Here is a 23,656-nt window from a genome sequence, read left to right as displayed (position 1 = left end):
GGAACACCGGGCGGCCGCGAGGCCGCCCGGTTGGTTTCAAGCCTTACTTGACGTTGGCGCCGACGACGGCATCCCAGTTCTTGGTGACGGCTTCCTTTGCCTTGCCCTGCTCGTCCAGCGTCGGGAACACCGCGGCAGCGTAAGCCTCGGCCGGCGGCAGCTTGGCCATCACGTCCGCCGGGAGCTTGCCGTTCTTGGCAAGATCGTTGAAGCGGATCGGGTGGCAATAGCCCTTCAGCCAGCCGATCTGGCCTTCGTCGGAGTAGAGATACTCCAGCCAGAGCTTGGCAGCGTTCGGATGCGGTGCGAAAGCACTGATCGCCTGCACATAGACGCCGGCAACGACACCGGTCTTGGGCACGACGACGTCGACGGGCGGATTGCCCTTCAGCGTGTCGCGACCGGCAAGTGCATTGTAATCCCAGGTCACCAGGATCGGCGTCTGGCCTTGTGCCAGGGTCGCCGGTTTGCCGATGACCGGCACGAAATTGCCGGCGGCGTTAAGCTTCTTGAAGAAGTCGAGACCAGCAGTGCCAGCAGCTTCGCCGGCAGCCGCACCACCGGAAATGCCGGCCGCGTAGACGGCCTGGATGGCCTGGTTCGAGGCGCGCGGGTCGCCGGCAAGCGCCACGGTGTTGGCGAATTCCGGCTTCAGCAGGTCAGCCCAGTCAGCAGGCGCTTCCTTGACGAGGTCCTTGTTCACCAGGAAGGATAGCACGCCATAGTAGTCGCCGGTCCAGTAACCATCGGCATCCTTGGCGCTGTCGGGGATCGAGTCCCAGGTCGACACTTTGTAGGGCTGGATCAGGCCGTCAGCCTTGGCGGTCGGGCCGAAGGACAGGCCAACGTCGATGACGTCGGGCGCCTGCGGGCCCTTGTTGTCCTTGTTGGCCTTGATCGCCTCGACCTCGTCGCCGGAGCCGGCATCGGGGTTGAGTTCGTTGATGGTGATCTCAGGATACTTTGCCTTGAAGCCGTCGATGACGGCGCCGTAGCCGCACCAGTCATGCGGCAGCGCGATTGTCGTGAGCTGGCCTTCCTTCTTCGCAGCGGCAACCAGTTCATCCATGGACTGGGCCGACGAGATAGCAGAGGTCGCCATGAGGGCGACGGCCGAAAGGGAAAGCACTTTCCCTGTGAACTTGAACATGTGTTCTCTCCGTTGAACTGGCGTCCTGGACGCCTGCGATGCGGTATCGGTTTCATATGACAGCCAGATGAAAGCTTTTTGAAACTGGCCCCCGGCGGTACGAAAAGTTAACTCTTTTTAACCGGCTGTAGCAATTAGCCTCGACTTAATTTCCCGGCTAATGGTTTATTGCCTTGCTTTTTGCCCCCTTGCCCTTCCTTTCCCTTCGTTTTTAGATCACGTCCGGCGCAGAAACCGCCTCAGACAGTGCCGGCGATAGTGTTCTCGAGCAGCGTCAGCGCTGCTTTCTTGGTCAGCTTGACCGGGTTGCCGCCGGCTGTCGGATCGACCACCGCCATGTCGGCGATCAGCCCCTTGCGCTTCTTGTCCATGTCGAGCCCCTTGATCAGATCGGGCAGCGCATGCGGCACCTTCAATTCCTTGCGCAGCTTGATGATCGCTTTGGCAAAGCCGTCGAAGCCACCCTTGATGCCGCAATAGGCAGCGAGCCGGGCAATCCGCTCCTCGATGGAGTCGCGATTGAAGGCCAAGACATAGGGCATGAACACCGCATTCGTCATGCCGTGATGGGTGTCGTAGAGCGCGCCGATCGGATGCGACAGCGAGTGGATGGCGCCAAGACCCTTCTGGAAGGCGGCAGCACCCATGGCGGCCGCACTCATCATGTGGGCGCGCGCGACAAGGTCCTTGCCTTTGGCGTAGGCCCTGGGCAGGTTCTCGAACACCAGGCGCACACCTTCCACCGCAATGCCGTCGGCCATCGGATGGTAGCCCGGCGCGCAATAGGCTTCGAGGCAATGTGCCAGCGCATCCATGCCGGTGCCGGCGGTGATGAAGCCGGGCATGCCGACCGACAGTTCCGGATCGGCAATGACGATTGCCGGCAAAAGCTTCGGATGGAAGATGACCTTCTTGGTGTGCGTCGCCTCATTGGTGATGACGCCGGCACGCCCGACTTCCGAGCCTGTGCCGGCAGTGGTCGGCACGGCGATGATCGGCGCGATGGCATCCGAATTGGCGCGCGTCCACCAGTCGCCGACATCCTCAAAGTCCCAGATCGGTCGCGTCTGGCCGGCCTGGAACGCGATCAGCTTGCCGAGATCGAGCGCTGAACCGCCGCCGAAGGCGATGACGCCGTCATGCTTGCCCTTCTTGAACACGGCGATGCCGGCGGTGAGGTTGGAATCGACCGGGTTCGGCTTCACCTCGGAGAACACGCCATAGGATACCTTGGCGTCGTCGAGGATTTTCAGCGTCGAAGCGACGACCGGCAGTTTCGCCAACCCCGGATCGGTGACGAAAAGCGGCCGCTTAATGCCGGTGGCAGCGAGCACCTCAGGCAGTTCCTTGATGCGCCCGGCGCCGAAGCGGACGGTGGTCGGGTAGTTCCATTTGGAGATCAGCTTGGACATGTCTTGTCTTTCAAAAAATCAGATGGCTTCGCGCAGATGGAAGGATTTCGGCCGGGTCAGATTGTCGTAGCCGAGCGCCGAAAGGGCGACGCCTTTGCCGGTGTCCTTGACGCCGGTCCAGACCAGCGCCGGATCGAGGTAGTCGCAGCGGTTCATGAACACGGTGCCGGTCTCGACGCGGTCGCCGATCGCCACCGCATGCTCGATATCGTCGGTCCAGATCGAAGCGGTCAGCCCGTAGGGGCTGTCGTTCATCAGCGCGATCGCCTCCTCGTCGTTGCGCACCTTCATGATGCCGACGATCGGGCCAAAACTTTCCTCGCGCATGACGCTCATCTGGTGGTCGACGCCGGTCAGCACTTCCGGCGCGAGATAGGGCGAGCCGGCCTTGTCGTTAGCCACCTTCATATTGATGTGTGCGATTGCACCCTTGCGCAGCGCCTCGGCCTTCTGCTCGCGGATCAGGTCGGCAAAGCGCGCCTGCGCCATCGGCCCCATTGTCGTCGCCTGTTCTAGCGGATTGCCGACGGCATAATTCTTCGTCTCGGCGATGAAACCTTCGACGAACTGGTCGTAGACCTTCTCATGCACATAGACGCGCTCGATGCCGCAGCAGCACTGGCCGGAATTGTAGAAGGCGCCGTCGACCAGATTGGCCACCGCATGGTCGAGCTTGGCGTCGGGCAGCACATAGGCCGGATCCTTGCCGCCGAGTTCGAGCCCGAGCGTCATGAAGGTGCCGGCCGCCGCCTTCTCGATGGCGCGGCCGCCGCCGACCGAACCGGTGAAATTGACATGGTCGATCTTGCCCGAGCCGAGCAGCTTCTCGGTCTGGGCATGGTTCAGCACGACATTCTGGAACACGCCCTTGGGCAGCCCAACCTTGTCGAACGCCTGCTGGAACCGTTCGCCAACCAGCAGCGTCTGCGCCGCATGTTTGAGGATAACGGTATTGCCGGCCATCAGTGCCGGCACGATGGTGTTGACGGCGGTCAGATAGGGATAGTTCCACGGCGCGATCACCATGACGACGCCGAGCGGATCCTTCTTCACATAGCGTCGGAAGCCGTCCTTCGGGTTGGATGCCGGCACGGATTTCAGCGCGGCTTCAGCGATCTCGACCATGTAATTGGTGCGTTCCCTGACGCCGCCGAACTCGCCGCCATAGCGCACCGGTCGCCCCATCTGCCAGGCGATCTCCGGCACGATCTCGTCGGTCATCGCGACCAGCGCTTCGAGCATCGCCAGCATAAATTTGCCGCGCTCGACGATCGGCGTCAGCGCCCACTTCTCCTGCGCCGCCTTGGCGCGCTCGACCGCGGCATTGATCGCCTGGTCGGTCGCGATCGGCCGCTCGGCGTAAATCGAACCATCGATGGGCGATTTGAGTTTTACGGTTTCCAAAGGATACTCCAAGTTAGCAGGCTAGGGTGCGCAGATGGCCATTGCGGCCATAGCGAAGGATGGGCTCGTCACGCGTCACCAGAACCATGTCCAACGCTCTCGCACTTGCCATCAGTATCCGATCCATGGGATCACCATGAGGCGGACCGGGCAGGTTGGATGACGCAATCAGAATGGCTGGTGAGATAGCGCTGAGCTTCGCCGACATTCGCTCGATGAATCGCTCCACGAAGTCGAGTGGCGCCAATGGCAGATTGAGCCGGCCTTGGCTACGCCAATTCCGATCTCCCATGCCGACATCGGCGAAAGATACAGACGGCCGTCATAGGCCGCTTCCGAAATCTCCCGGCTTGCGTGCGGATCGATCAGACTATCGTTGGCGACAAAGATCATCGCACATGTATCCAGAAGCAGGTTTGGCTCTTCGCTCATTTACGCACCGCAAGTTTGCCGTCACGCGCGTCAGCCTCACCGCCCAGATAGCCCCGGTCCCATGGCTCGTCATCGAAAGGTTTGGTGATATCAAATCCGGCTTCGATTGTTATCAGGCCCTTCATGAAACCAAAACCGGGGTGGCGATCCGCGCGCGCCTCCTTTGGCGCGGCAGGCACGCTACCACTGGGCGGCGCCGAAATGGGTACTTTGCGAACGCGGCGAAATACCAGTTTCCCACTCCCTATATTGACGGATTCGGTCTCGAACCCAGCCTCAAGCCACTCCCTTGTCATGGGATTGTTGCTCGGATTGTTGCTCCACCATGCAGGGTATTGCTTCGATGCGGGCAGCGGCAGATTGAGCACTCTCTCGATTTCGGCGAATGACATCGGAATGCGATCGACATTTTGGGCAATGAGAAAGTCCTTGAGCGGCGCATATTTGGACATTGCAAACTCCTCAATGTAGCGCACTGCAGTTTACAGGTACCATATGGTACTAACTTCACTACATTGTCAACATTAAAGCTGTATAAAGTTTTAATACCGCTCGAACCCCCTGTGCAGTTCCCAATCCGTAATGCGGCGGTCGTATTCGAACTGCTCCCACTTTGCGGTGTGGACATAATGTTCGAGCACATCGTCGCCGAGCGCCTGCTTCAGCATCTTCGACTTGGCCAGCGTCTCGGTGGCGTCGCGCAGCGTCTTCGGGATCTCCGGCAGGCGCGAGGCCTGGTAGGCATCGCCGACGAACGGCTTCTGCAGTTCGAGCTTCTCGTCGATGCCGGCAAGGCCGGCGGCGATCAGCGCCGCGAAAGCGAGATAGGGGTTCAGGTCGGCGCCGCCGATGCGGCATTCCATGCGGATGCCCTTGGTGCCCTCACCGCACAGGCGGAAGCCGGCGGTGCGGTTGTCCTCGCTCCACATGATCTTGGTCGGTGCGAAGGTGCCGGCCTGGAAGCGCTTGTAGGAGTTGATGTAGGGCGCCAGGAACCAGGTAAACTCCCTGGCATATTTCAGTTGCCCAGCCGCCCATTGCTGGCCAAGCGTGGACAAAGTCCAGTCCGCCTTCTTGTCGAAGAACAATGGCGTCTTGCCATCGGCGCTCCACAGCGAATTGTGGATGTGGCTGGAATTACCGGCGAGCCCGTAATTGTATTTCGACATGAAGGAAATCGACTTGCCTTCGGACTCGGCAATCTCCTTGGCGCCGTTCTTCAGGATGACGTGGCGGTCCGCCATGTCGAGCGCCTCGGCATAGCGCACATTGATCTCTTCCTGCCCCGGGCCCCATTCGCCCTTGGAGTTTTCGATCGGAATGCCCGCCGCTTCCATCTCGTTGCGAAGCCGGCGCATGACGCCTTCTTCCTTGGTGGTGATGCCGATCTGGTAGTCGCCGATATAGGGCGACGCGGTGTCGAGCCCCTGCCAGTGCTTCTTGCGGGCGGAATCGTAGGTCTCGTTGAACAGGTAGAATTCGAGCTCGGAGGCGAAGTAGCCGATATAGCCGCGTTCGGTGAGCCGCTTGACCTGCTTTTTCAGCATCGCGCGCGGCGAATGCGGAAGGTCGTCATGGGTGTGGTGGTCGAGCACGTCGCAGATCACCAGCGCGGTCTTTTCCAGCCACGGAACCCGCCGCAGCGTGGCAAGGTCCGGCTTCATGACGAAGTCGCCATAGCCCTTCGACCAGCTTGCCGCCTTGTAGCCCGGCACCGGCTCCATATCGATGTCGGCGGCGAGCAGATAGTTGCAGCCATGCGTCTCGTCATGAGCAGAATCCACAAAGTACTGCGCCAGGAAACGCTTTCCCGCGAGCCGCCCCTGCATGTCGACGATGCAGGCCAGCACCGTGTCGATCTCGCCACTGGAGACCGCTTTCTTCAACTGATCGAACGAGAAATTTCCGGCCATTCCTTTGGCACTCCAGTGCTTGGTCGTTGAGGACGAAACCATAGCCGGCTGCACGCCGGCCATGGCCATGATGGTGACGTCAGTGGCCGGTTTCGCCGACAGCTTGTTCGGCAGCCTTGATCGCTGCCTGACGCGCCGCGATGATGTCGCCCAGCGGCGGGCCCTGGAAGCGATTGCGCTCGAAGGCGAACCAGACAATCGCCGTCAGGATGAAGAAGCCGACGGTGATGTACAGCGCCCAGTCGTTCGGCGGCTGGATGCCGATGATGAAGATCAGGATCATCGACACTATGGAAAGGACCCCGAACAGCATGAAGATGCCACGGCCCAGGTTCCACGGTCCCATCTTGTCCCACTTCGGCGTGCCCCAGGCCACCATGCCGAGCACGATCGGCACGGTGAAGGACAGGAACAGGAAGATGACGGTGCACGAGACGACGATGGTGTAGGCCGAAGTGCCGGCGACCGAAACCAGCGTCGAACCCCAAACGAACAGCACCGACAGGACCGACGCCGTCCAGATGGCCGCCACTGGCGTGCGATAGGTCGGGCTGACCTTGGCCAGTGCCGACGAGCCCGGCAGGCCGCCGTCACGCGAGAAGGCAAAGATCATGCGCGAAGCCGAGGTGACGGTTGCGAGGCCGCACAACAGCTGGGCGATGAACACGACGAGGTAGACGAACTCCTTGAGGCCGGGACTGACGCGCTGGTCGAAGGCCCAGAAGAACACGTTCCAACCCTGCTTGGCGGCGTCGTCCATGTTGGGGATCATCAGCACGAAGGCGGCCAGGAACAAATAGCCGAAGACCGCCGACCAGATAACAGACATCACCATCGCACGCGGCACCGATGAGGCCGCCTTGATGGTTTCCTCGGAAGTGTGTGCCGAAGCATCGTAGCCGGTGATGGTGTAGATCGGCAGCAAGAGGCCGAGAGCGAACACCCAGGCGTTCGAGACGGACGGCCAGACGCTGGCGCCGGCCTCACCCGAGTAGTTGTGGAAGGTGAAGAGCCGGCTGAAATCCCAGGTCTCGGCGGAGAACAGGCAGACGACCGCAATCAGGATCGAGCCGAAGAAGATCAGGTAGCCCGAAAAATCGGTCAACTTCGCCGTCAGCTTGATGCCGAGATGGTTGATCAGGGCCTGGGCGCCAGTGATGATGACCAGGAAGATCATCTGATTGGTCAGCGTACCCTCGATGCCGAGCGTCGGCCCGAAGGCGCCGATGAAGAACGTCCAGGTGCCGACATTGATGGCGCCAAGCACGGTGATCAGGCCGAGCAGGTTGAGCCAGGCCGTCACCCAGCCGGTGCCGCGATTGCCGAGGATCGAACCCCAGTGATAGAGGCCGCCGGCCGTCGGATAGGCCGAGCTGATCTGCGACATGGCGACCGCGAAGGTGAGCGAAACGAAGCAGCCGACCAGCCAGCCGATGCCGATACCGATACCGCCGGCGCCCGACGTTGCCTGCGCTAGCGAATTGATGCCGCCGGACAGGATGCAGATGATGGAGAAGGAAACGGCGAAGTTGGAGAAGCGGCTTAGCCGCCGCTCAAGTTCCTGGGCGTAGCCCATGGAATGGAGGTGCTTTACGTCTTCCGCCTTGTCTGTGTCTGAATAACCCGGTGCTGCCATTGTAGTCCCCTTGCGTTCTTAGCTGGCCGGCCCTGCCCCGGTCGGCTTGCGCCGGCCGGAGCATCTCGTCTTTGCTGTTAGCCTGCCGTCTGGCCGACGGCTGCTTCCGCGGCCGCGATCTCCGAAGCGCGGCGAGCAATGTCGGCGCCGATCGGCGGGCCCTTGAAGCGGCGCGATTCGATGCCGAACCACAGCACCACGAGCAGAACGATCAGGCCGATGGCATAGTTGATCAGGATGTCGAAGGGCGGCTGGATGCCGGCATACATCAGCACCAGAACGCCAAGCACCGTGATGACGGCGAACGGCTTGGACCAGATGCCGAGGCGGAACGGGCCGAATTCGGTCCAGCTCTTGCCCTCGGCAAGCAGGCCGGCGGCCACGGGCATGGCGTAGGACACGTAGAGGAACAATGCACAGCCGGCCGCCAGTGCGGCAAAAGCCGGCGAGTACAATGTCGCTGCGACCGCGAGCACCGCTCCGAGCCAGATTGCCGCCACCGGCGTGCGCCATGTCGGGCTGACGGTTTTCCACACCGACGAACCGGGCAGGCCGCCGTCACGCGCGAAGGCAAAGATCATGCGCGAGGTCGACGTCAGTCCGGCGAGAGCGCAGATGAAGTTCGCCAGCACGATTGCGATGGCAATGATGCTCTTCAGCAGGAATGGTGCCGGCAGGTTGTTGAAGAGATTGAACCAGGCATTGGCGCCATCCTTGGCCGTCGCTGCCAGATCGGGGCTGGCCAGTACGAACGAAACGGCCATGACGAAGCCGAACACCAGCGACCACAGGACCGAATGGATCATGCCGCGCGGCACCGCCACGCGGGCATTGTGGGTCTCTTCGGACGTGTGGGCCGAAGCGTCGAAGCCGGTGATGGTGTAGAGTGGGTAGAGCAGGCCGATCAGGAAGGCGACGAGTGCCGTCCGTGCGGTCGGAACGTAGCCTGCGCCTGGATCACCGGTGTTATTGACGAAGGTGGTGAGCCGCGAGAAATCCCAGCTTGCGCCCCAGATCAGGAACATCGCGGTCAACACGACGGCGACGACCAGAATGAGGTAGCCCGAGAAATCCGTCAGCATGGTGGTGAGCCTGATACCGAAATGGTTGATCAGCGCCTGTGCGACCGTGATGATCACAACGCCGATCACCTGCTCCTGATAGCCCCACGCGGAGACGTCGTTGCCGAACACGCCGGACCAGACAAGGTCCTTGAACAGCGCGTAGACGCCGACATTGACCGAGGCGACGACGAAGACCAGGCCGAGCAAGTTGATCCAGGCCGTGGCCCAGCCCCAGCCGCGCCCGCCGAGAATTGACGACCAGTGGTAGAGACCGCCGGCCGTTGGGTAGGCCGAGCCGATCTGGCCAAGGGACGCGGCAACGACAAGTGCAAAGACGCCACCGATGACCCAGCCGACAGTCGCCTCGAAGCCGCTGCCGGTCGCCATGGCCAGCGGGAAGGACGTGATGCCGCCCGCCAGAATACAAATGATCGAAAAGGAAATTGCGAAATTCGAGAAGCCGCTCATGCGGCGAGCCAACTCCTGGGCATAGCCCATGCTATGGAGGGTTTTTACATCCTCCGATCTTTCAGCGTCTGATTTGTCCGGTCCTGCCATTTTCGTCCCCTGTTTTTCTAGCTGGCCGATTGAACTGACTTTCCCATTGCGTGTCGCCGGGAACCCTTGGCCTCCTCGGGTTCCAGGTCAGAAAAAATGCCTGTGAGCAGATCCGCCCATTTCCGCTGCCCGGTCTCGCCGGAGATCTCGTCGTTGCGGATTTCGATCATTGCGCAGGCAAGGCCGCGCGAGCGTGCATGGCGCTCCAAAGTGAAATAGACGCGGTCGGCCGGCGAATAGGGCTCGTTGATGCCGACAGTGACGCCGGAGAGCCGCTGCAGCGCCGCTATCAGCGGCGACGCCAGCCGGCGGTCGTCATCATGGATGATGCCGATATGCCAGGGCCGGTTCTTGCCCTTGTAGACCGGCGTGAAGGAATGCACCGACACCAGCCGGGTGTCCTGCCCACGCGCCTGCCGGTCGTCGATGATCGATGCGATCGTGTCGTGGAACGGCCGCCACGACAAAGCGATGCGCTCGGCGCGCTCACTGTCCGACAGGCCGGCATTGCCCGGAATGGCCGTCGTCTCGCTTACCGGCGGCACCAGGTCCGGTGCCTCGAGCGGACGGTTGCAGTCGATTATCAGGCGCGAGATGCGGGTTTCGATGAGCGTCGCATCGAGGGCGGTCGCGATGCGGCGCGCCACCGGCAGCGCGCCGGGGTCCCAGGCGATGTGGCGGGAGAGGTCCTCGGCCGGCAGGCCAAGCGTGCCGAATTCGGACGGCAGGAAGTTGGAAGCGTGGTCGCAGGTCAGCACGAAAGGGCTGGACCCGCCGGGGTTCGTCACCCCTACGGTATCAGACGATGCAAGGCTGGCGGGCCGTGCTCTCTCCATAGTCTGCCGTCCCCTGGGGAGCGCTGTATCTTATGTTACGTATTTTGCCTCATTGCGTCCCTGTGGATGATTTCATACAGTTTGTCCGGCTTTGTCAACGCGATTTCGGGGAAGCGGTCTGGACGGGCTCAGGGGTGGGGAAAACGATGATTTCCAGCATTGCCGAACTGATTTCGGACCGCATCGGCACGATGCCGGCCGGCGAGCGCCGCGCCGCGCAGACACTGATTGCGAACTATCCGCTGATCGGGCTGAAGACGGTCGCCGAGTTCTCGACCGCCGCCGGCGTATCGTCGCCGACCATCCTGCGCTTTGTCTCCAGGCTGGGGTTCCAGAACTATCCCGAATTCCAGTCGGCGCTGCAGGACGAACTGGCGGCGCAATTGCAGTCGCCGGCATCGCGCACGCTCAACCCGGCCTCCCCAAGCGGTGCAGTATCGCCAATGCTGGAGGCGACGCTGGACAATATGCGCGAGACCTTCAGGCATCTCTCCGACAGACAGCTTGCCGACATCGCCGCAAGGCTTGCCGACCGGCGCGGCAAGACATTCCTGATCGGCGGCCGCTTCACCGATCCGTTGGCACGCTACATGGCCGCCCACCTCGCCATCATCCAGCCCGATGTCTATCACCTTGCCGGCCAGGAGAGCATCTGGCGCGACCGGCTGATCGACATGGGCAAGCGCGACGTGCTGGTGATCTTCGACATCAGGCGCTACCAGGACAGTCTGGTCCGCTTTGCCCAGACCGCGCATCAGCGCGGCGTTCAGATCGTGCTGTTCACCGACCAGTGGCTATCGCCGATCGCCCGCTTTGCCCGCCATGTCATTGCCGGACGCACCGCCGTGCCTTCGGCGTGGGACTCTTCGGCCGCTCTGTTCGTTGTCGCCGAGACGCTGATCGGCGCCGTCACGAGGCAGCTCGAGGCCGACAGCGCCAGGCGCATCCGCGACCTCGAAAGCCTGCGCTGACACGTTCAATCCCCGCCGCAGGTGCGCAAAATTACGCAGATTTAATGTGCATGGAAGCGGCAGAATTGCCATAAAGCCATGATATTGCGGCGGCTTCGCACATACCGGGTGCGTCGCTGCGCGTTTTTTTGCTTGGCGAAACCGGTAGACGTTTTGCCAACCGGAGTGTCGATGGCCGCCTGGAAACAGATCGTTTTTGCGCTTGTGATCCTGGTCGCGGCTGTCCTCGCCTGGGCGCGATTCTTCCCGGGCGCGCCGGAGGTTCTAGCACGCTGGGGCATCGACTGGACCTATGCTTCGGCGCCCGCCACAACCGGTGCGGTCGACACGACAAAACAGGCAGGCGGCCGCAACGCTGCCGGCCGCCCGGCAAATGTCGTCGCCTTGCCGGCGACCACCGCCACCATCAACGATCGCCTGCAGGCGATCGGCACCGGCCGCGCCAACGCCTCGGTGACGGTCAACCCATACAGCTCTGGGCGCCTCGTTGAATTTCTCGTCCAATCCGGCACCCGCGTCGACAAGGGGCAGATCATCGCTGTTCTCGATTCCGAGACCGAGGTGATCTCGCAAGATCGTGCCAAGCTTGCCTTGCAGGATGCCCAGGACAAGCTCGAGCGGGTGAAATCATTGAGGGCCTCCAACGCCGCGACCCCGGTCGCCGTCGCCGATGCCCAAGTGGTGCTGGCCGGCGCCAAACTGGCGCTGCAGGATGCCGAACTCGCCTTGCAGCGTCGTTCGATCGTCGCCCCTATCGCCGGCACGGTCGGCATCCTGCCGATATCGGCCGGCAATTACGTCACCAGCCAGTCGGCGATCGCCACGCTTGACGACCGCTCCTCCATCCTGGTCGATTTCCTGGTGCCCGAGCGCTTCGCCGCCGCCGTCAAGGTCGGCGCGCAACTGTCGGCGACGCCGATCGCCAATCCGAGCAAGGCCTATACCGGCACTGTGTCGGCCATCGACAACCACATCGACGAAAAGAGCCGCACCCTGCTGGTCAAGGCTGCAATCGCCAATCCGGCGGATTCGCTGCGCGCCGGCATGTCGTTCGGCATCACCATGCGCTTCCCCGGCGACACCTATCCGGCCGTCAGCCCGCTGGCAATCCTGTGGGGTTCCGACGGCGCCTATGTCTGGCAGGTCGAGGACGGCAAGGCCAGGCGCGTTCCCGTGCGCATCATCCAGCGCAACACTGAGACGGTGCTGATCGACGCTGAGATCGAGGATGGCGACATGGTCGTCACCGAAGGCACCCAGAGCGTCAGCGAAGGCGGCGCGGTCCGCATCGCCGGCCAGGATCAGCGCGCCGCGGAAGCTGCCGAAGGCTCATGACTGCACCCGTCAGCACCGCCAGCGAAACCGGCTTCACCGCACTCTTCATCCGCAGGCCGGTTATGGCCTTCGTGCTGAACACGCTGATCGCAGTGGCCGGCCTTGCCGCTTTCTATGGCGTCGAAATCCGCGAACTGCCCGATGTCGACCGCGCCGTGGTCACCGTGTCGACGGCCTTCGAGGGTGCCGCCGCCGAAACCGTCGACCGTGAACTGACCGACACCATCGAGGGCGCGGTCGCCCGCGTCTCCGGCGTCAAGTCGATCTCGTCGACCTCTTCCTTCGGCCAGAGCCGCGTCACCATCGAGTTCAACGACGGCGTCGATTTGAACGTCGCCGCCTCCGACGTGCGCGACGCGGTCGGCCGTGTCGCCAACATGATACCGGAGACCGCCGACCCGCCGCGCATCGTCAAGGCCGATGCCAATTCCGATGCCGTGATGCGACTGGCCGTCACCTCCGACACCATGTCGGTGCAGGACATGACGGTGATCGTCCAGGACCAGATCGAGGACGAACTGGCTGCCGTGCCTGGCGTCGCCGACGTTCAGGTCTATGGCGACCGCGACAAGATCTTCCGCATCGATGTCGACCAGAACAAGCTCGCCAGCCTCGGCTTCACTGTGGCCGATCTGAGGGCAGCGCTTGCCTCGGTCGCTTTCGATTCACCAGCCGGTTCGATCACCACCACCAACCAGGATCTCATCGTCCGCACCACGGCCGATGTGACGACGCCGGAAGAATTCGAAAACATCATCATCGGCGGCACGACGCGCATCCGCGACGTCGCCACCGTCACGCTCGGTCCCGACATCGGCCAGACCTCGTTGCGCTCCGACGGCAAGACCGGCATTGGCCTTGGCATCATCCGCCAGGCGGAATCGAACACGCTGGATATTTCCACCGGAGTGAAGGCAGCCGTCGCCAAGCTGCAGGAAAACCTGCCCAAGGGCATGTCGATCAAGATCACCAGCGACGACGCAGTCTTCGTCAACGGCGCCGTGCACGAGGTCGAGATCGCGCTCGGCCTGTCGATCTCCATGGTGCTGATCGTCATCTACATCTTCCTGCTCGACTGGCGCGCGACGCTGATCCCTGGTCTGTCAATGCCGGTCGCCATGATTGGCACCATCGCCGCCATCTATCTCGCCGGCTTCTCCATCAACATCCTGACGCTTCTGGCGCTGGTGCTGGCAACCGGCCTTGTCGTCGACGACGCCATCGTCGTTCTGGAAAACATCGTGCGACGGCGCAACGAAGGCATGGGGCCTCGTGCCGCCGCCGTGCTCGGCGCCCAAGAAGTGTTCTTCGCAGTCATCGCCACGACGCTGACGCTCGTTGCCGTTTTCGTGCCGATCTCCTTCCTGCCGGGACAGACCGGCGGCCTGTTTCGCGAATTCGGCTTCGTCCTCGCCATGTCGGTGCTGCTCTCCTGCGTGGTGGCGCTGACGCTGTGCCCGATGCTGGCCTCGCGCATGTTGACCGGCGCATCGCTCCACCATGAAGGCGGTCACGGCATTGGCGCGCGCGTCGGTGGCGCGCTGAACGCGGCCTACAAGCGCGCCCTGCATGCCTGCCTCGGCGCGCCGTGGATCGTGCTGCTGGTTGCGGTGCTGTTTGCGGGCGTCGCCTTCAGCCTGTTCGGCACCATCCGCCAGGAACTGACGCCGAGCGAGGACCGCGCCGTCGTGCTGTTGCGCATCAACGCGCCGCAAGGCGTCAGCCTCGATTACACCACGCAGCAGATGCAGAAGATCGAGCGGCTGATCCAGCCGCTGCGCGATTCCGGCGAGATCGTCTCGACCTTCGAAAACGCCGGCCAGAACGGCGCCTACAATTCCGGCTTCATGGTGATGACGCTGGCGCCGTGGGACGAGCGCACGCGCAGCCAGCAGGAGATCATGGCGCAGATAAGCCAGCTGACCCGGCAGGTGCCATCCGTGCGCATCTTCCCGGTGCAGGCCAATAGCCTCGGCATTCGCGGCGCCGGCAACGGCCTGCAATTCGCGCTGGTCGGCAACGACCGCAAGGCGCTCGGCGACGCGGCGGTGAAGATCATCGCCCGGATGCAGGCCGATCCGCGCTTCCAGACGCCGCGGCTTTCCATCGACCCGACGCAGCCGCAGCTGGCGGTGGCGATCGACCGCGAGCGCGCCTCCGATCTCGGCATCGACATATCGGGTCTCGCCAACACCTTGCAGGCGATGCTCGACGGCAACGATGTCGTCGATGTCTACATCGCCGACCGCAGCTATGGCGTGAAGCTGGTCTCGACCACCAACCCGATCAATGATCCGACCGATCTGGAAAACATCTTCCTGAAGACCGCCGACGGCCGCTTCGTGCCAATGTCGACCATCGCCACGCTGACCGAGCGCGCCGTGCCGCCGTCGCTGACCCGCGAACAGCAGCAGCCTTCGGTGGCGATCACCTCGAACCTGAACGGCAATTTCGCACTGGGTGACGCGCTCGGCGTTGCCGAGCAGATCGCCGCCCCGCTGCTGCCGCCGGGCAGCCGCGTCCTGCCGCTGGCCGAAGCCGCGACGCTCGGCGAGACCAACAGCGCCATGATCACCATTTTCGGCTTCGCGCTGGTCATCATCCTCCTGGTGCTCGCCGCCCAGTTCGAAAGCTTCGTCAGCGCCGTCATCATCATGGCGACGGTCCCCCTCGGCCTTGCCTGCGCAATCTTTGCGCTGCTTTTGTCAGGCACCAGCCTCAATGCCTACAGCCAGATTGGCCTCGTGCTTCTGGTCGGCGTCATGGCCAAGAACGGCATCCTCATCGTCGAATTCGCCAACCAGCTGCGCGACCGCGGCCTCGGCGTGCGCGAGGCGATCGAGCAGGCCTCGATCATCCGCCTGCGGCCGGTGATGATGACGATGATCTGCACCATTCTCGGCGGGGTCCCGCTGGTGCTGGCCGCCGGCGCCGGTGCCGAAGCGCGCATCGCGCTCGGCTGGGTCATTGTCGGCGGGCTGGGTCTCGCCACCGCCTCGACGCTGTTCCTGACCCCGGTCGCCTACCTCCTGCTCGGCCGCTTCGTCACGCCGAAGACGCATGAGGAAGCGAGGCTGAAGCGGGAGCTTGAGGAAGCGGCGTACGCCAATGTCGAGCCGGCGGAGTAGCTCCGCTTACCATCCCCCTTGTGGGGAGGGTCGGACCGCAGGTCCGGGGTGGGGGTGCAGCGCCAACTAACGTCGGTCCAGCGCTCCCGCGAATAACAGAGGTAGGAGCCAAGACCCCCACCCCGACGAAAGAGCAAAATTGCTCTTTCGTCGACCCTCCCCACAAGGTAGAAAGTCACGGCCTAATAAACACCTTCCCGTTCGGCTTGGCCAGCTCCGCCGGGGCCTTCGCCATCGCCTCATCCAGCGGCAGCACCGCCGTCACGTCGGTTGACCAGCGCCCATCCGAAAAGCGCTTCTGTGCTTCCATGATCGCCGGGCCGCGCTTGTCGCGGAACTGGCGCATCCATTCGACCAGCCAGAAGCCTTCAATGTGCTTGTGTTGGAAGATCATCTGGCCGGGCTCACGGATGACAGTGGTGTCCGGATCGAGCCGTCCATAGATGATCCAGCGCGAGCGCTTCGGCATGGCGTCGAAGATCGCCGAGGCCAGCGGCCCGGTCACGGCATCGAGGAAGATGCGCGGCTGCTCGGCCTTGACCACATCGCGTAGTGCTGCCTTGAAATCCGGCGCCTTCTCGTTGAGCACATGGGCAGCCCCGATCTCCTTCAACAGCGGAATCTGCTCGTCGCGGCGCACGGTGACGATCGGCCGGAACCCAGCCTCCTTGGCGAGACCCGCGATCAGCTTGCAAAGCTGGCTGGCGCCGGCGGTCATGATGAAGGCTTTTTCGCCCGTCTCCTTGACGATGTCGAACATGGCGAGCGCCGTGAGCGGGTTGACGATCATCGCCGCGCCATCCTCGTCGCGGACCGTGTCGAGCAGCGGAATGCAGCCGGCAGCTTCGGCAACTGCATAGTCCGCCCAGGCGCCCCAATTGGTGACGCCTGTGGTGAAGGCGATGCGCTTGCCGATCAGGCTTTTCGCATAGGGCTCGTCGCCGCTGGCAACGACCGTGCCGACACCCTCGAAGCCGGCCGGCTGGCCCTTGGCGCGCGGCTGACCGTACTGGCCCTTGATGAACATGACGTCGGACGGGTTGATCGAGGCGAGGCTGACCTTGATCAGCACCTGGCTCGGTCCGGGCGTCGGCACGCCGATGCTGCCAAGCTTGAGATACGGCTCCATCGCCTCCAGCGCACTGCCGGAGGGCGTCCTGGTGTAGCCGTCGCCGGTCAGCAGCAGTGCTTTCATGTCTGAGGGGATCGCCATGGCGGGGCTCCTTACAGTTTGAGGATGAGCTTGCCGGATGCGCCACGGCCAAGCACGCGCGTCACCACGGCGGCGGCATCGGCCAGCGGATAAGTGCCTTCGATGACCGGCCGAACCTTGCCGGCGCGATGCCAGCCGACCCAGCTCCTTCAGATTGTCGGCATAGACGAGGTGGCCGAGCGGCGCGATCGCGGGCGATGAGGGTTTTCATCCACTCAGACCTTTTCCTGCGTGTATTTCCTGAGCTCCGTGCGCGCCACCTGCCGGCGGTGCACGGCGTCCGGCCCGTCGGCGAGGCGCAGGGTTCGCAGATGCGTCCATGAGCGTGCCAGCGGCGTGTCCTGGCTGATGCCTTGCGCGCCGAACATCTGCACTGCCTCGTCGGTGACCTTGAGCGCGACGCGCGGTGCGATGACCTTGATCTGGCTGATCCAGGGCGCGGCTGCGCGCGCATCGCCCTGGTCGATCATCCACGCCGCCTTGAGGCAGAGCAGCCGCGCCATCTCGATCTCCATGCGGCACTCCGCGATGATGTCGAAATTGGCGCCGAGCTTGGCCAAGGGCTGGCCGAAGGCCTCGCGGCGCACCGAGCGCTGGCACAGCAGCTCCAGCGCCATTTCGGCCTGGCCGATGGCGCGCATGCAATGGTGGATGCGGCCGGGGCCAAGCCGCCCCTGGGCGATCTCGAACCCCCTGCCCTCGCCGAGGATCAGGTTTCCGGCCGGCACCCGCACATTGTCGAAGCGAAGATGCATGTGGCCATGCGGCGCGTCGTCGTCGCCATAAACCTGCATCGGCCGCAGCTTGGTCACGCCCTTGGTACCGGACGGCACCAAGATCATCGAATGGCGGCGGTGCTGCGGCTCGGCTTCGCCGCCGGTCCGAACCATGACAATGTAGATGGCGCAGCGCGGGTCCCCGGCCCCCGACGCCCACCATTTCTCGCCGTTGAGTGCATAGTCGTCGCCTCGCCGTTCGCAGCGCATGGCGATGTTGGTGGCGTCGGAGGAAGCGACGTCCGGCTCGGTCATCAGATAGGCCGAGCGCATTTTCCCCTCGAGCAGCGGCGCCAGCCATGCCTGCTTGTGATCCTCCGAGCCATAGCGCTCCAGCACCTCCATATTGCCGGTGTCGGGCGCCGAGCAGTTGAAGGTCTCGGCGCCGAGATGCGCCTTGCCCATCTCCTCGGCGAGATAGGCATATTCAACGGTCGAGAGCCCGTAGCCGCGCTCGGACCCGGTCAGCCAGAAATTCCACAGACCGCGCTCCTTGGCCGTCTTCTTCAACCCTTCGAGGATCTCGGTCTGCCGCGCGGTGTAGACCCAGCGGTCGCCGCCCTTGCCGACCTCGCTCAAAAACTCATGATCGAGCGGCATGATCTCATCGCGCACCATGGTGGCGACGCGGGCGTGGATCGGCTTCAGCCGCTCGGTCATGCCGAGATTCATGTCCGCCATCGGTCTCCAACCCTTTCACGCATCTGGGGCACTTTACCCGTGGCAAGGATGACCGTACTTCGGGTAGCCTTGTCAACGCGAGCCCTTTCGCCCCAGACCGTGAGCAGAGAGGCGCGGAGGAATTGCGATGAGCTATCTGGAAGAACTGTTCTCAGTCGCGGGTAAGACCGCGCTGGTAACGGGAGCCGCGACCGGCATCGGCCGCATGGTTGCGACCGCTTTGGTCCAGGCCGGCGCTACCGTGATGATCGCCTCGCGCAAGGGCAAGGATTGCATCAAGGTCGCCGCTGAGTTGAACGGGCTCGGCGGCTCCGGCAGTGCCGAAGGTTTCGCCGGTGACGTCTCGAGCGAAGCCGGCATTGCCGCGCTGGTCAGCGAGGTCAAGGCGCGCACCGAGAAGCTGCACATTCTGGTCAACAATGCCGGCATATCCTGGGGTGCCTCCCTGGAGGATTTTCCCTATAGCGGCTGGGCCAAGGTGTTCGCCGTCAACGTCACCGCCGTCTTCCATCTGACGCGCGAATTGCTGCCGCTGCTGGAAGCCGCCGCGAGCGATGCCGATCCGGCCCGCGTCATCAATCTGGGCTCGGTGATGGGCACGCAGCCGCTGGCCGACGACGCCTATTCCTATACCGCGTCCAAAGGCGCCGTTCACCACCTGACGCGCACGCTGGCGATCGAGCTCGCGGCGCGGCGCATCACCGTCAACGCCTTCGCGCCCGGCCCCTTCCAGAGCCGGATGACCGCCTTTGCCACCGGCACCGAAGAAAAGGCCAGACATGTCGGCAGCCATGTGCCGATCGGACGTATCGGCGTGGCGGATGACATCGGCGGCGCAACGCACTATTTGTGCAGCCGCGCCGGCTCCTATGTCACCGGCGCCATCCTGCCGATCGACGGCGGGCAGTCGGTGCAGCATGGGCTGACACTGTTCAAGGAATGAGCCGCGGTCGGCGGCAAGGGGAGGACACCGCAGTGGAACCGATCAGTCTCGATGTGCTTCTGGCCAGCGTCGGCAAGGAAGTCGGCGTCTCGCCATGGCGCGAGGTCACACAGACCATGATCGACCAGTTCGCCGACGCCACCGACGACCACCAGTTCATCCATTGCGACCCCGAGCGGGCCAAAAACGAGACGCCGTTCGGCGGCACCATCGCGCATGGCTTCCTGTCGTTGTCGCTGCTCTCGGCGATGACCTTCGAGACCATGCCGCCGCTGGAAAAGGGCAAGATGGGCGTCAACCACGGTTTCGATTCGCTGCGCTTCCTGGCGCCGGTGAAGACCGGCGCGCGCATCCGCACCCGCTTCGTGCTGGCCGACGTCAAGGTCAGGCCGTCGGGCTGGGTGCAGACGGCGCATGACGTGACCATCGAGATCGAAGGCTCGAAGAAGCCGGCGCTGACCGCGCGCTGGCTGACGCTGACGCTGATCGAGCGTGAGCCGGAGACCGCATGAGCGACGCCAATACGCTCGACCAGACAGCGCTAGCCCCTTACCTCGAGGCGCACATCCCTGGTTTTGCACGGCTTTCCGCAATCGAAAAATTCAAATCCGGCCAGTCGAACCCGACCTATCTGCTGACCGCGGCCAGCGGCCGCTATGTCCTGCGCGCCAAGCCGCCGGGCCAGTTGCTGAAATCGGCGCATCAGGTCGACCGCGAATTCACGGTCATGAAGGCCCTGGCCGGCACCGCCGTGCCGGTGCCGGCGATGCTGCATCTGTCGGCGGAGGCGACGCCGATCGGCCGCATGTTCTACGTCATGGACTTTCTCGACGGCCGCATCTTCTGGGATCCGGCAGTGCCGGAGGCCGCTGGCAACGATGAGCGCGCCGCCCTCTACGATGCTATGAACGCCACGCTTGCGGCCCTGCACGATGTCGATGTCGAGGCGGTCGGGCTCGGCGATTTCGGCAAACCCGGCAATTACTTCGAACGCCAGCTGGCACGCTGGACCAGCCAGTACCGCGCCTCGGAGACCGGCACGGTCGCCGACATGGACCGGCTGATCGCCTGGCTGGAGACGCATATGCCGACCGATGACGGCCGGATATCCCTCGTGCATGGCGACTACCGGCTGGACAACATGATCTTCGCGCCCAGCGAGCCGAAAGTGCTGGCGGTTCTCGACTGGGAACTGTCGACACTCGGCCATCCCTTCGCCGACATCGCCTATCAATGCATGCAATGGCGGCTGCCGCACGCCTCAGGCTTTCGCGGCCTTGGCGGCGTCGACCGCGCCGCCCTCGGCCTGCCCTCGGAGGAAGCCTATGTCGCGGCCTATTGCAGGCGGCGCCGGCTGGGCGGCATCGACAATTGGAGCTTCTTCCTCGCCTTCTCCTTCTTCCGTTTGGCGGCCATCTGCCAGGGTGTCTACAAGCGGGCGCTCGACGGCAACGCCTCAAATCCCGAAAAGGCAAAAACCTATGGCGAAGCGGTGAAGCTGCTGTCGCACCTTTCCGCCAACCTGATCGACCGAACCTGACTCGACAATGAGATATTGTGGTCGGCGCGATTTGATGACAGATCGGATCAGTTCCGTTCCCCGACCGGGGAGCAAGCCCATACGGAGGTGGTGGCAACCGGCCTGGAAACAGGACGCAAACCGATCACCGTCTGTAGACAGAGCATGATGCCGAAAAGTGTGAAGCGGTTTTCGGACGACATCATGCTCTATCTATTTGATTTAGAGCCGGATTCAGATTCAGGTCAATTCGACCTGAAATCATCCGGCTCTAGCGCGCATCGCTGGAAATGAACTTCATGTGCCGGCTGACTTGCAGGGCGATGTAGACGACCAGCGAGCATCCGATCGGAAACACGATCTCAATGAGGCCGGTGGCGACAGCCTGCGGCAATGCCAGCGCAATGTCCTTGGCTGCGGCGGTCTCGATCGTCAGCGCCGTGATCCCGCCGCCGAACACCGCGCCGGCCAAGGCACCCGCCAGCATGAAATGCAGCGAGCGAGGTTTTTCCTTGGATGCCAGCGAAGCCAGCATCCAGCCCAGCAAGCCATACTCGATCGCCCGCAACATACCGAGCGTGGTGAGCGACAGGATCACGGGCTTTGCCGATACATCAAGCGCGCTCACCATCACCTTTTGCGTACCTTTGGCGATGCCCATGGCCAGCGGCCCCGAGATCATGGCGATCAGGCCGCCAAGCGAGGCTCGCACCTTGGTGATCGCCGTGCCGAGGCTGACGCCGGCGCAGACGAAGAATGACCAGGTCACGCCTTGCGCCAAGTCTATCAGAACCTGGGTCGGGGCCGGGTGCGAACCTGCCGCAAATCCGGCAGTCAGAATAAGCGCTTCCATGGCGAAGCCGATTGCGATCGCCAGCCATGCGACTATCACGACTCGCCTGAGCGCCAGCCTTGCGCCATGAGAAAGTGGATGTGCGCCCGGCAGCCCGGACGAAAGCTCTATCGCAGCCATAGAGGCCCCCGAAAACCGAAATTTCTTGCAGAGCCGCCAAATAGGCTTTGTTTGTAACAGTCCGATGTTGCCTGCGTGCGCCCAGGTTACACATGCTGTGACATAGATGCCGGCGAAATGGACCAGACGGGCACGACTATTCGAGAGAAAGCTTGAGGTCGCTTTTTGATGTCCCTGACAGCGCCCTTGCCCGTTTCCGTACAGCGTATATATTCAGTCATGCACAACCAACCAAAGGCACCGGATCTTGCCACTGAGCGTTCAGAAACGCCGCGAGAAACAAAAGGCCGAACTGCGTTCCGAACTGCTCGACGCAGCCCACAAGCTCGTCAAGGAAGAGGGCTATGAAGGCCTGACCATCCGCAAGTTGGCCAAGCGGGTCGGCTATGCTCCGATGTCGGTCTATTCCTACTTCGCCGACAAGCAAGACATCCTGTTTGCGCTGGCCGAGGATGCCTTCGAAACACTTGCCCGCCGCATCGAGGAGCATCCTTCCGACGATCCGATCGAGGCCTTGCGTGCGGTGATGACCGAATATGCCGCCTTCGGGCTCGGCAACCCCAACGAATACCGCACCGTGTTCATGACCGAAAAGACCAAGCTGCCGGAAGGCAGAAGCTATGAGGACATGGAAGAGGCCAACCCGGCGATGAAAGCGCTGATATCCAGGGTCGAGGCCTGCGTTGCTGCAGGCAAGCTGCAGGGCGATCCGCGCGCCATCGCCACCATGCTTTGGGCAGTCGGCCACGGCACCATCTCGCTTTTGATCACGTTCCCGTTCTACCCCTTCGGGGATCCGCAGGCTTTCGTGACGCGGATGTGCGATTTCACACTCGCCACGCTCAGCACTCAGAATGTGCCGCCGCTGACCGAGACCCCGGTCGACTGCTGAGCATCCCCGCCCCTCCAATTCAACGTCCGGCCTGACAGCTTCGGCTGTGTCAGTGCGCCGCAATTTTCGGCATTCAAAAAAATTTGTCGTACGCGTACGCTTTTCGACTTGAAAACCCATCTCGGTGGGCGTATGTGTACGTTGTATCGTACATGTACGAAAAGAATTTAACCGATGGAGACAGACATGAACAAGACCCTTCTCGCTCTCGCCACCGTGCTGGCTCTCTCCGGCTCGGCTTTCGCCGCCAACAACACACACTCGACCAAGCAGGCCCCCGCCGCCACCTGCGTCGACACCACGACCAATGCCAAGCTCGATTGCGCCGTGACCGGCTCGGTCGAAAAGTCCGACGTCAAGGCCAAGAGCCCGCGTCTCGGCATCGAGATCAACCCATGGATCGTGCCGAGCACGTTCTAAGTTGATCGGGCTCGACCACAGCACAACGATTAATTTAAGGGCGGCAGGATAATCCCGGCCGCCCGTTTTTTCCTCAGCGCCCCCATTTCCTCAGCGCAAGCCGGCTTTTCCTGAGTTCAAACCTGGCGTAGCCGAACGGGTTATTTCTTGCGCGGTTTGCGACCCGGCACCGTCTTGGCCTTGCCGGGTCTTGCCGGCGCGCCTGGGATGGCGGTCGAGGTGATCGACACCGGATCGCTGGCCGGAAACGTGTCCTCGAGGCCTTCCTCGAGTTCCTCTTCTTCGGCAGTCACCTCGTGATGCTGCTCATGTTCGAGTGAGCGCACGGCGGACGTCTTGCCAGCTGACTTCGGCGGCGCTTTCGACGGCATCGTATGTTCTCCCTGATGGGGGAAGCAGA

21 protein-coding genes are annotated in these 23,656 nt (G+C 62.9%); 8 read left to right on the top strand and 13 right to left on the bottom strand.

Annotation, left to right across the window (positions count from 1 at the left end):
• Nucleotides 1-43: 43 nt before the first annotated feature.
• The 9 genes from NKL06_RS22355 to NKL06_RS22315 form a co-directional block, all read right to left on the bottom strand.
• Nucleotides 44-1,150, bottom strand: a complete 1,107-nt coding sequence (locus NKL06_RS22355; RefSeq protein ID WP_023671169.1) for an ABC transporter substrate-binding protein — start codon at nt 1,148-1,150, stop codon at nt 44-46.
• Between the two features lie 239 nt (nt 1,151-1,389).
• Complete coding sequence (locus NKL06_RS22350; RefSeq protein WP_023691837.1) at nt 1,390-2,562, bottom strand: iron-containing alcohol dehydrogenase; 1,173 nt, start codon at nt 2,560-2,562, stop codon at nt 1,390-1,392.
• 18 nt (nt 2,563-2,580) lie between these two features.
• Nucleotides 2,581-3,966, bottom strand: a complete 1,386-nt coding sequence (locus NKL06_RS22345) for an aldehyde dehydrogenase family protein (RefSeq protein ID WP_023691838.1) — start codon at nt 3,964-3,966, stop codon at nt 2,581-2,583.
• 168 nt (nt 3,967-4,134) lie between these two features.
• Nucleotides 4,135-4,398, bottom strand: a complete 264-nt coding sequence (locus tag NKL06_RS22340) for a hypothetical protein (protein WP_352580919.1) — start codon at nt 4,396-4,398, stop codon at nt 4,135-4,137.
• Nucleotides 4,395-4,850: a DUF7662 domain-containing protein gene (locus NKL06_RS22335; protein WP_023691839.1), complete on the bottom strand. Its 456-nt coding sequence runs from the start codon at nt 4,848-4,850 to the stop codon at nt 4,395-4,397. The genes NKL06_RS22340 and NKL06_RS22335 overlap by 4 nt, the downstream gene beginning before the upstream one ends.
• Nucleotides 4,851-4,940: 90 nt before the next feature.
• Nucleotides 4,941-6,311: a glutamine synthetase family protein gene (locus NKL06_RS22330; protein ID WP_023691840.1), complete on the bottom strand. Its 1,371-nt coding sequence runs from the start codon at nt 6,309-6,311 to the stop codon at nt 4,941-4,943.
• Between the two features lie 79 nt (nt 6,312-6,390).
• On the bottom strand, nt 6,391-7,947 hold the full coding sequence (locus tag NKL06_RS22325) for an amino acid permease (protein ID WP_023691841.1): 1,557 nt from the start codon (nt 7,945-7,947) through the stop codon (nt 6,391-6,393).
• 77 nt (nt 7,948-8,024) lie between these two features.
• Complete coding sequence (locus NKL06_RS22320; protein WP_023691842.1) at nt 8,025-9,569, bottom strand: amino acid permease; 1,545 nt, start codon at nt 9,567-9,569, stop codon at nt 8,025-8,027.
• A gap of 17 nt (nt 9,570-9,586) precedes the next feature.
• Nucleotides 9,587-10,405 (bottom strand): N-formylglutamate amidohydrolase, encoded by an 819-nt coding sequence (locus NKL06_RS22315; protein WP_023691843.1) that lies wholly within the window; start codon nt 10,403-10,405, stop codon nt 9,587-9,589.
• Nucleotides 10,406-10,551: 146 nt separating this feature from the next.
• Here NKL06_RS22315 and NKL06_RS22310 point away from each other — a divergent pair, with 146 nt between their 5' ends.
• The 3 genes from NKL06_RS22310 to NKL06_RS22300 all read left to right on the top strand — a co-directional run bounded on the left by NKL06_RS22310 (nt 10,552) and on the right by NKL06_RS22300 (nt 15,839).
• Entirely contained in the window at nt 10,552-11,376 is an 825-nt protein-coding gene (locus tag NKL06_RS22310; RefSeq protein WP_023671160.1) for a MurR/RpiR family transcriptional regulator, read from the top strand.
• Nucleotides 11,377-11,547: 171 nt separating this feature from the next.
• A complete protein-coding gene (locus tag NKL06_RS22305; RefSeq protein ID WP_023691844.1) occupies nt 11,548-12,711 on the top strand; it encodes an efflux RND transporter periplasmic adaptor subunit in 1,164 nt (387 codons plus the stop codon).
• Nucleotides 12,708-15,839 (top strand): efflux RND transporter permease subunit, encoded by a 3,132-nt coding sequence (locus NKL06_RS22300; protein WP_023691845.1) that lies wholly within the window; start codon nt 12,708-12,710, stop codon nt 15,837-15,839. The genes NKL06_RS22305 and NKL06_RS22300 overlap by 4 nt, the downstream gene beginning before the upstream one ends.
• A gap of 175 nt (nt 15,840-16,014) precedes the next feature.
• On the opposite strand, the gene NKL06_RS22295 is transcribed toward NKL06_RS22300, so the two are convergent.
• Both NKL06_RS22295 and NKL06_RS22290 read right to left on the bottom strand, forming a co-directional pair.
• Nucleotides 16,015-17,052, bottom strand: coding sequence for a zinc-binding dehydrogenase (locus NKL06_RS22295; RefSeq protein ID WP_023691846.1), 1,038 nt, complete (start codon nt 17,050-17,052; stop codon nt 16,015-16,017).
• Nucleotides 17,053-17,267: 215 nt separating this feature from the next.
• Complete coding sequence (locus NKL06_RS22290) at nt 17,268-18,509, bottom strand: acyl-CoA dehydrogenase family protein (RefSeq protein ID WP_023691847.1); 1,242 nt, start codon at nt 18,507-18,509, stop codon at nt 17,268-17,270.
• A gap of 127 nt (nt 18,510-18,636) precedes the next feature.
• Between NKL06_RS22290 and NKL06_RS22285 the strand changes: the two genes are divergently transcribed.
• The 3 genes from NKL06_RS22285 to NKL06_RS22275 are packed head-to-tail and all read left to right on the top strand — an operon-like array spanning nt 18,637 to nt 20,992.
• Complete coding sequence (locus NKL06_RS22285) at nt 18,637-19,452, top strand: SDR family oxidoreductase (protein ID WP_023691848.1); 816 nt, start codon at nt 18,637-18,639, stop codon at nt 19,450-19,452.
• The gene (locus NKL06_RS22280; RefSeq protein ID WP_280790513.1) at nt 19,449-19,964 is read left to right on the top strand and encodes a MaoC family dehydratase; all 516 of its coding nucleotides are present in this window, start codon (nt 19,449-19,451) and stop codon (nt 19,962-19,964) included. Before NKL06_RS22285 ends, NKL06_RS22280 begins: the two co-directional genes overlap by 4 nt.
• The gene (locus tag NKL06_RS22275; RefSeq protein WP_023691849.1) at nt 19,961-20,992 is read left to right on the top strand and encodes a phosphotransferase family protein; all 1,032 of its coding nucleotides are present in this window, start codon (nt 19,961-19,963) and stop codon (nt 20,990-20,992) included. The genes NKL06_RS22280 and NKL06_RS22275 overlap by 4 nt, the downstream gene beginning before the upstream one ends.
• Nucleotides 20,993-21,242: 250 nt before the next feature.
• Here the strand turns inward: NKL06_RS22275 and NKL06_RS22270 are convergent, their stop codons facing one another.
• Entirely contained in the window at nt 21,243-21,944 is a 702-nt protein-coding gene (locus tag NKL06_RS22270; protein ID WP_023691850.1) for a hypothetical protein, read from the bottom strand.
• A 247-nt stretch (nt 21,945-22,191) separates the two neighbouring features.
• On the opposite strand from NKL06_RS22270, the gene NKL06_RS22265 reads away from it, so the two are divergent.
• Nucleotides 22,192-22,836, top strand: a complete 645-nt coding sequence (locus NKL06_RS22265) for a TetR/AcrR family transcriptional regulator (protein ID WP_023671149.1) — start codon at nt 22,192-22,194, stop codon at nt 22,834-22,836.
• 186 nt (nt 22,837-23,022) lie between these two features.
• Nucleotides 23,023-23,256, top strand: a complete 234-nt coding sequence (locus NKL06_RS22260; protein ID WP_023671148.1) for a DUF680 domain-containing protein — start codon at nt 23,023-23,025, stop codon at nt 23,254-23,256.
• 140 nt (nt 23,257-23,396) lie between these two features.
• Here NKL06_RS22260 and NKL06_RS22255 read toward each other — a convergent pair whose 3' ends face one another.
• Nucleotides 23,397-23,627 carry a hypothetical protein gene (locus NKL06_RS22255; RefSeq protein WP_023691851.1) on the bottom strand — a complete coding sequence of 77 codons (231 nt, stop codon included), beginning with the start codon at nt 23,625-23,627 and terminating at the stop codon, nt 23,397-23,399.
• Between the last annotated feature and the right edge of the window lie 29 nt (nt 23,628-23,656).

This window comes from Mesorhizobium sp. C268A (genome assembly GCF_040324475.1).
In the GTDB taxonomy this organism is placed as follows: Bacteria; Pseudomonadota; Alphaproteobacteria; order Rhizobiales; family Rhizobiaceae; genus Mesorhizobium.
The sequence above is the reverse complement of the archived record's forward strand: the minus strand, read 5'-3'. Positions and strand labels throughout refer to the sequence as shown.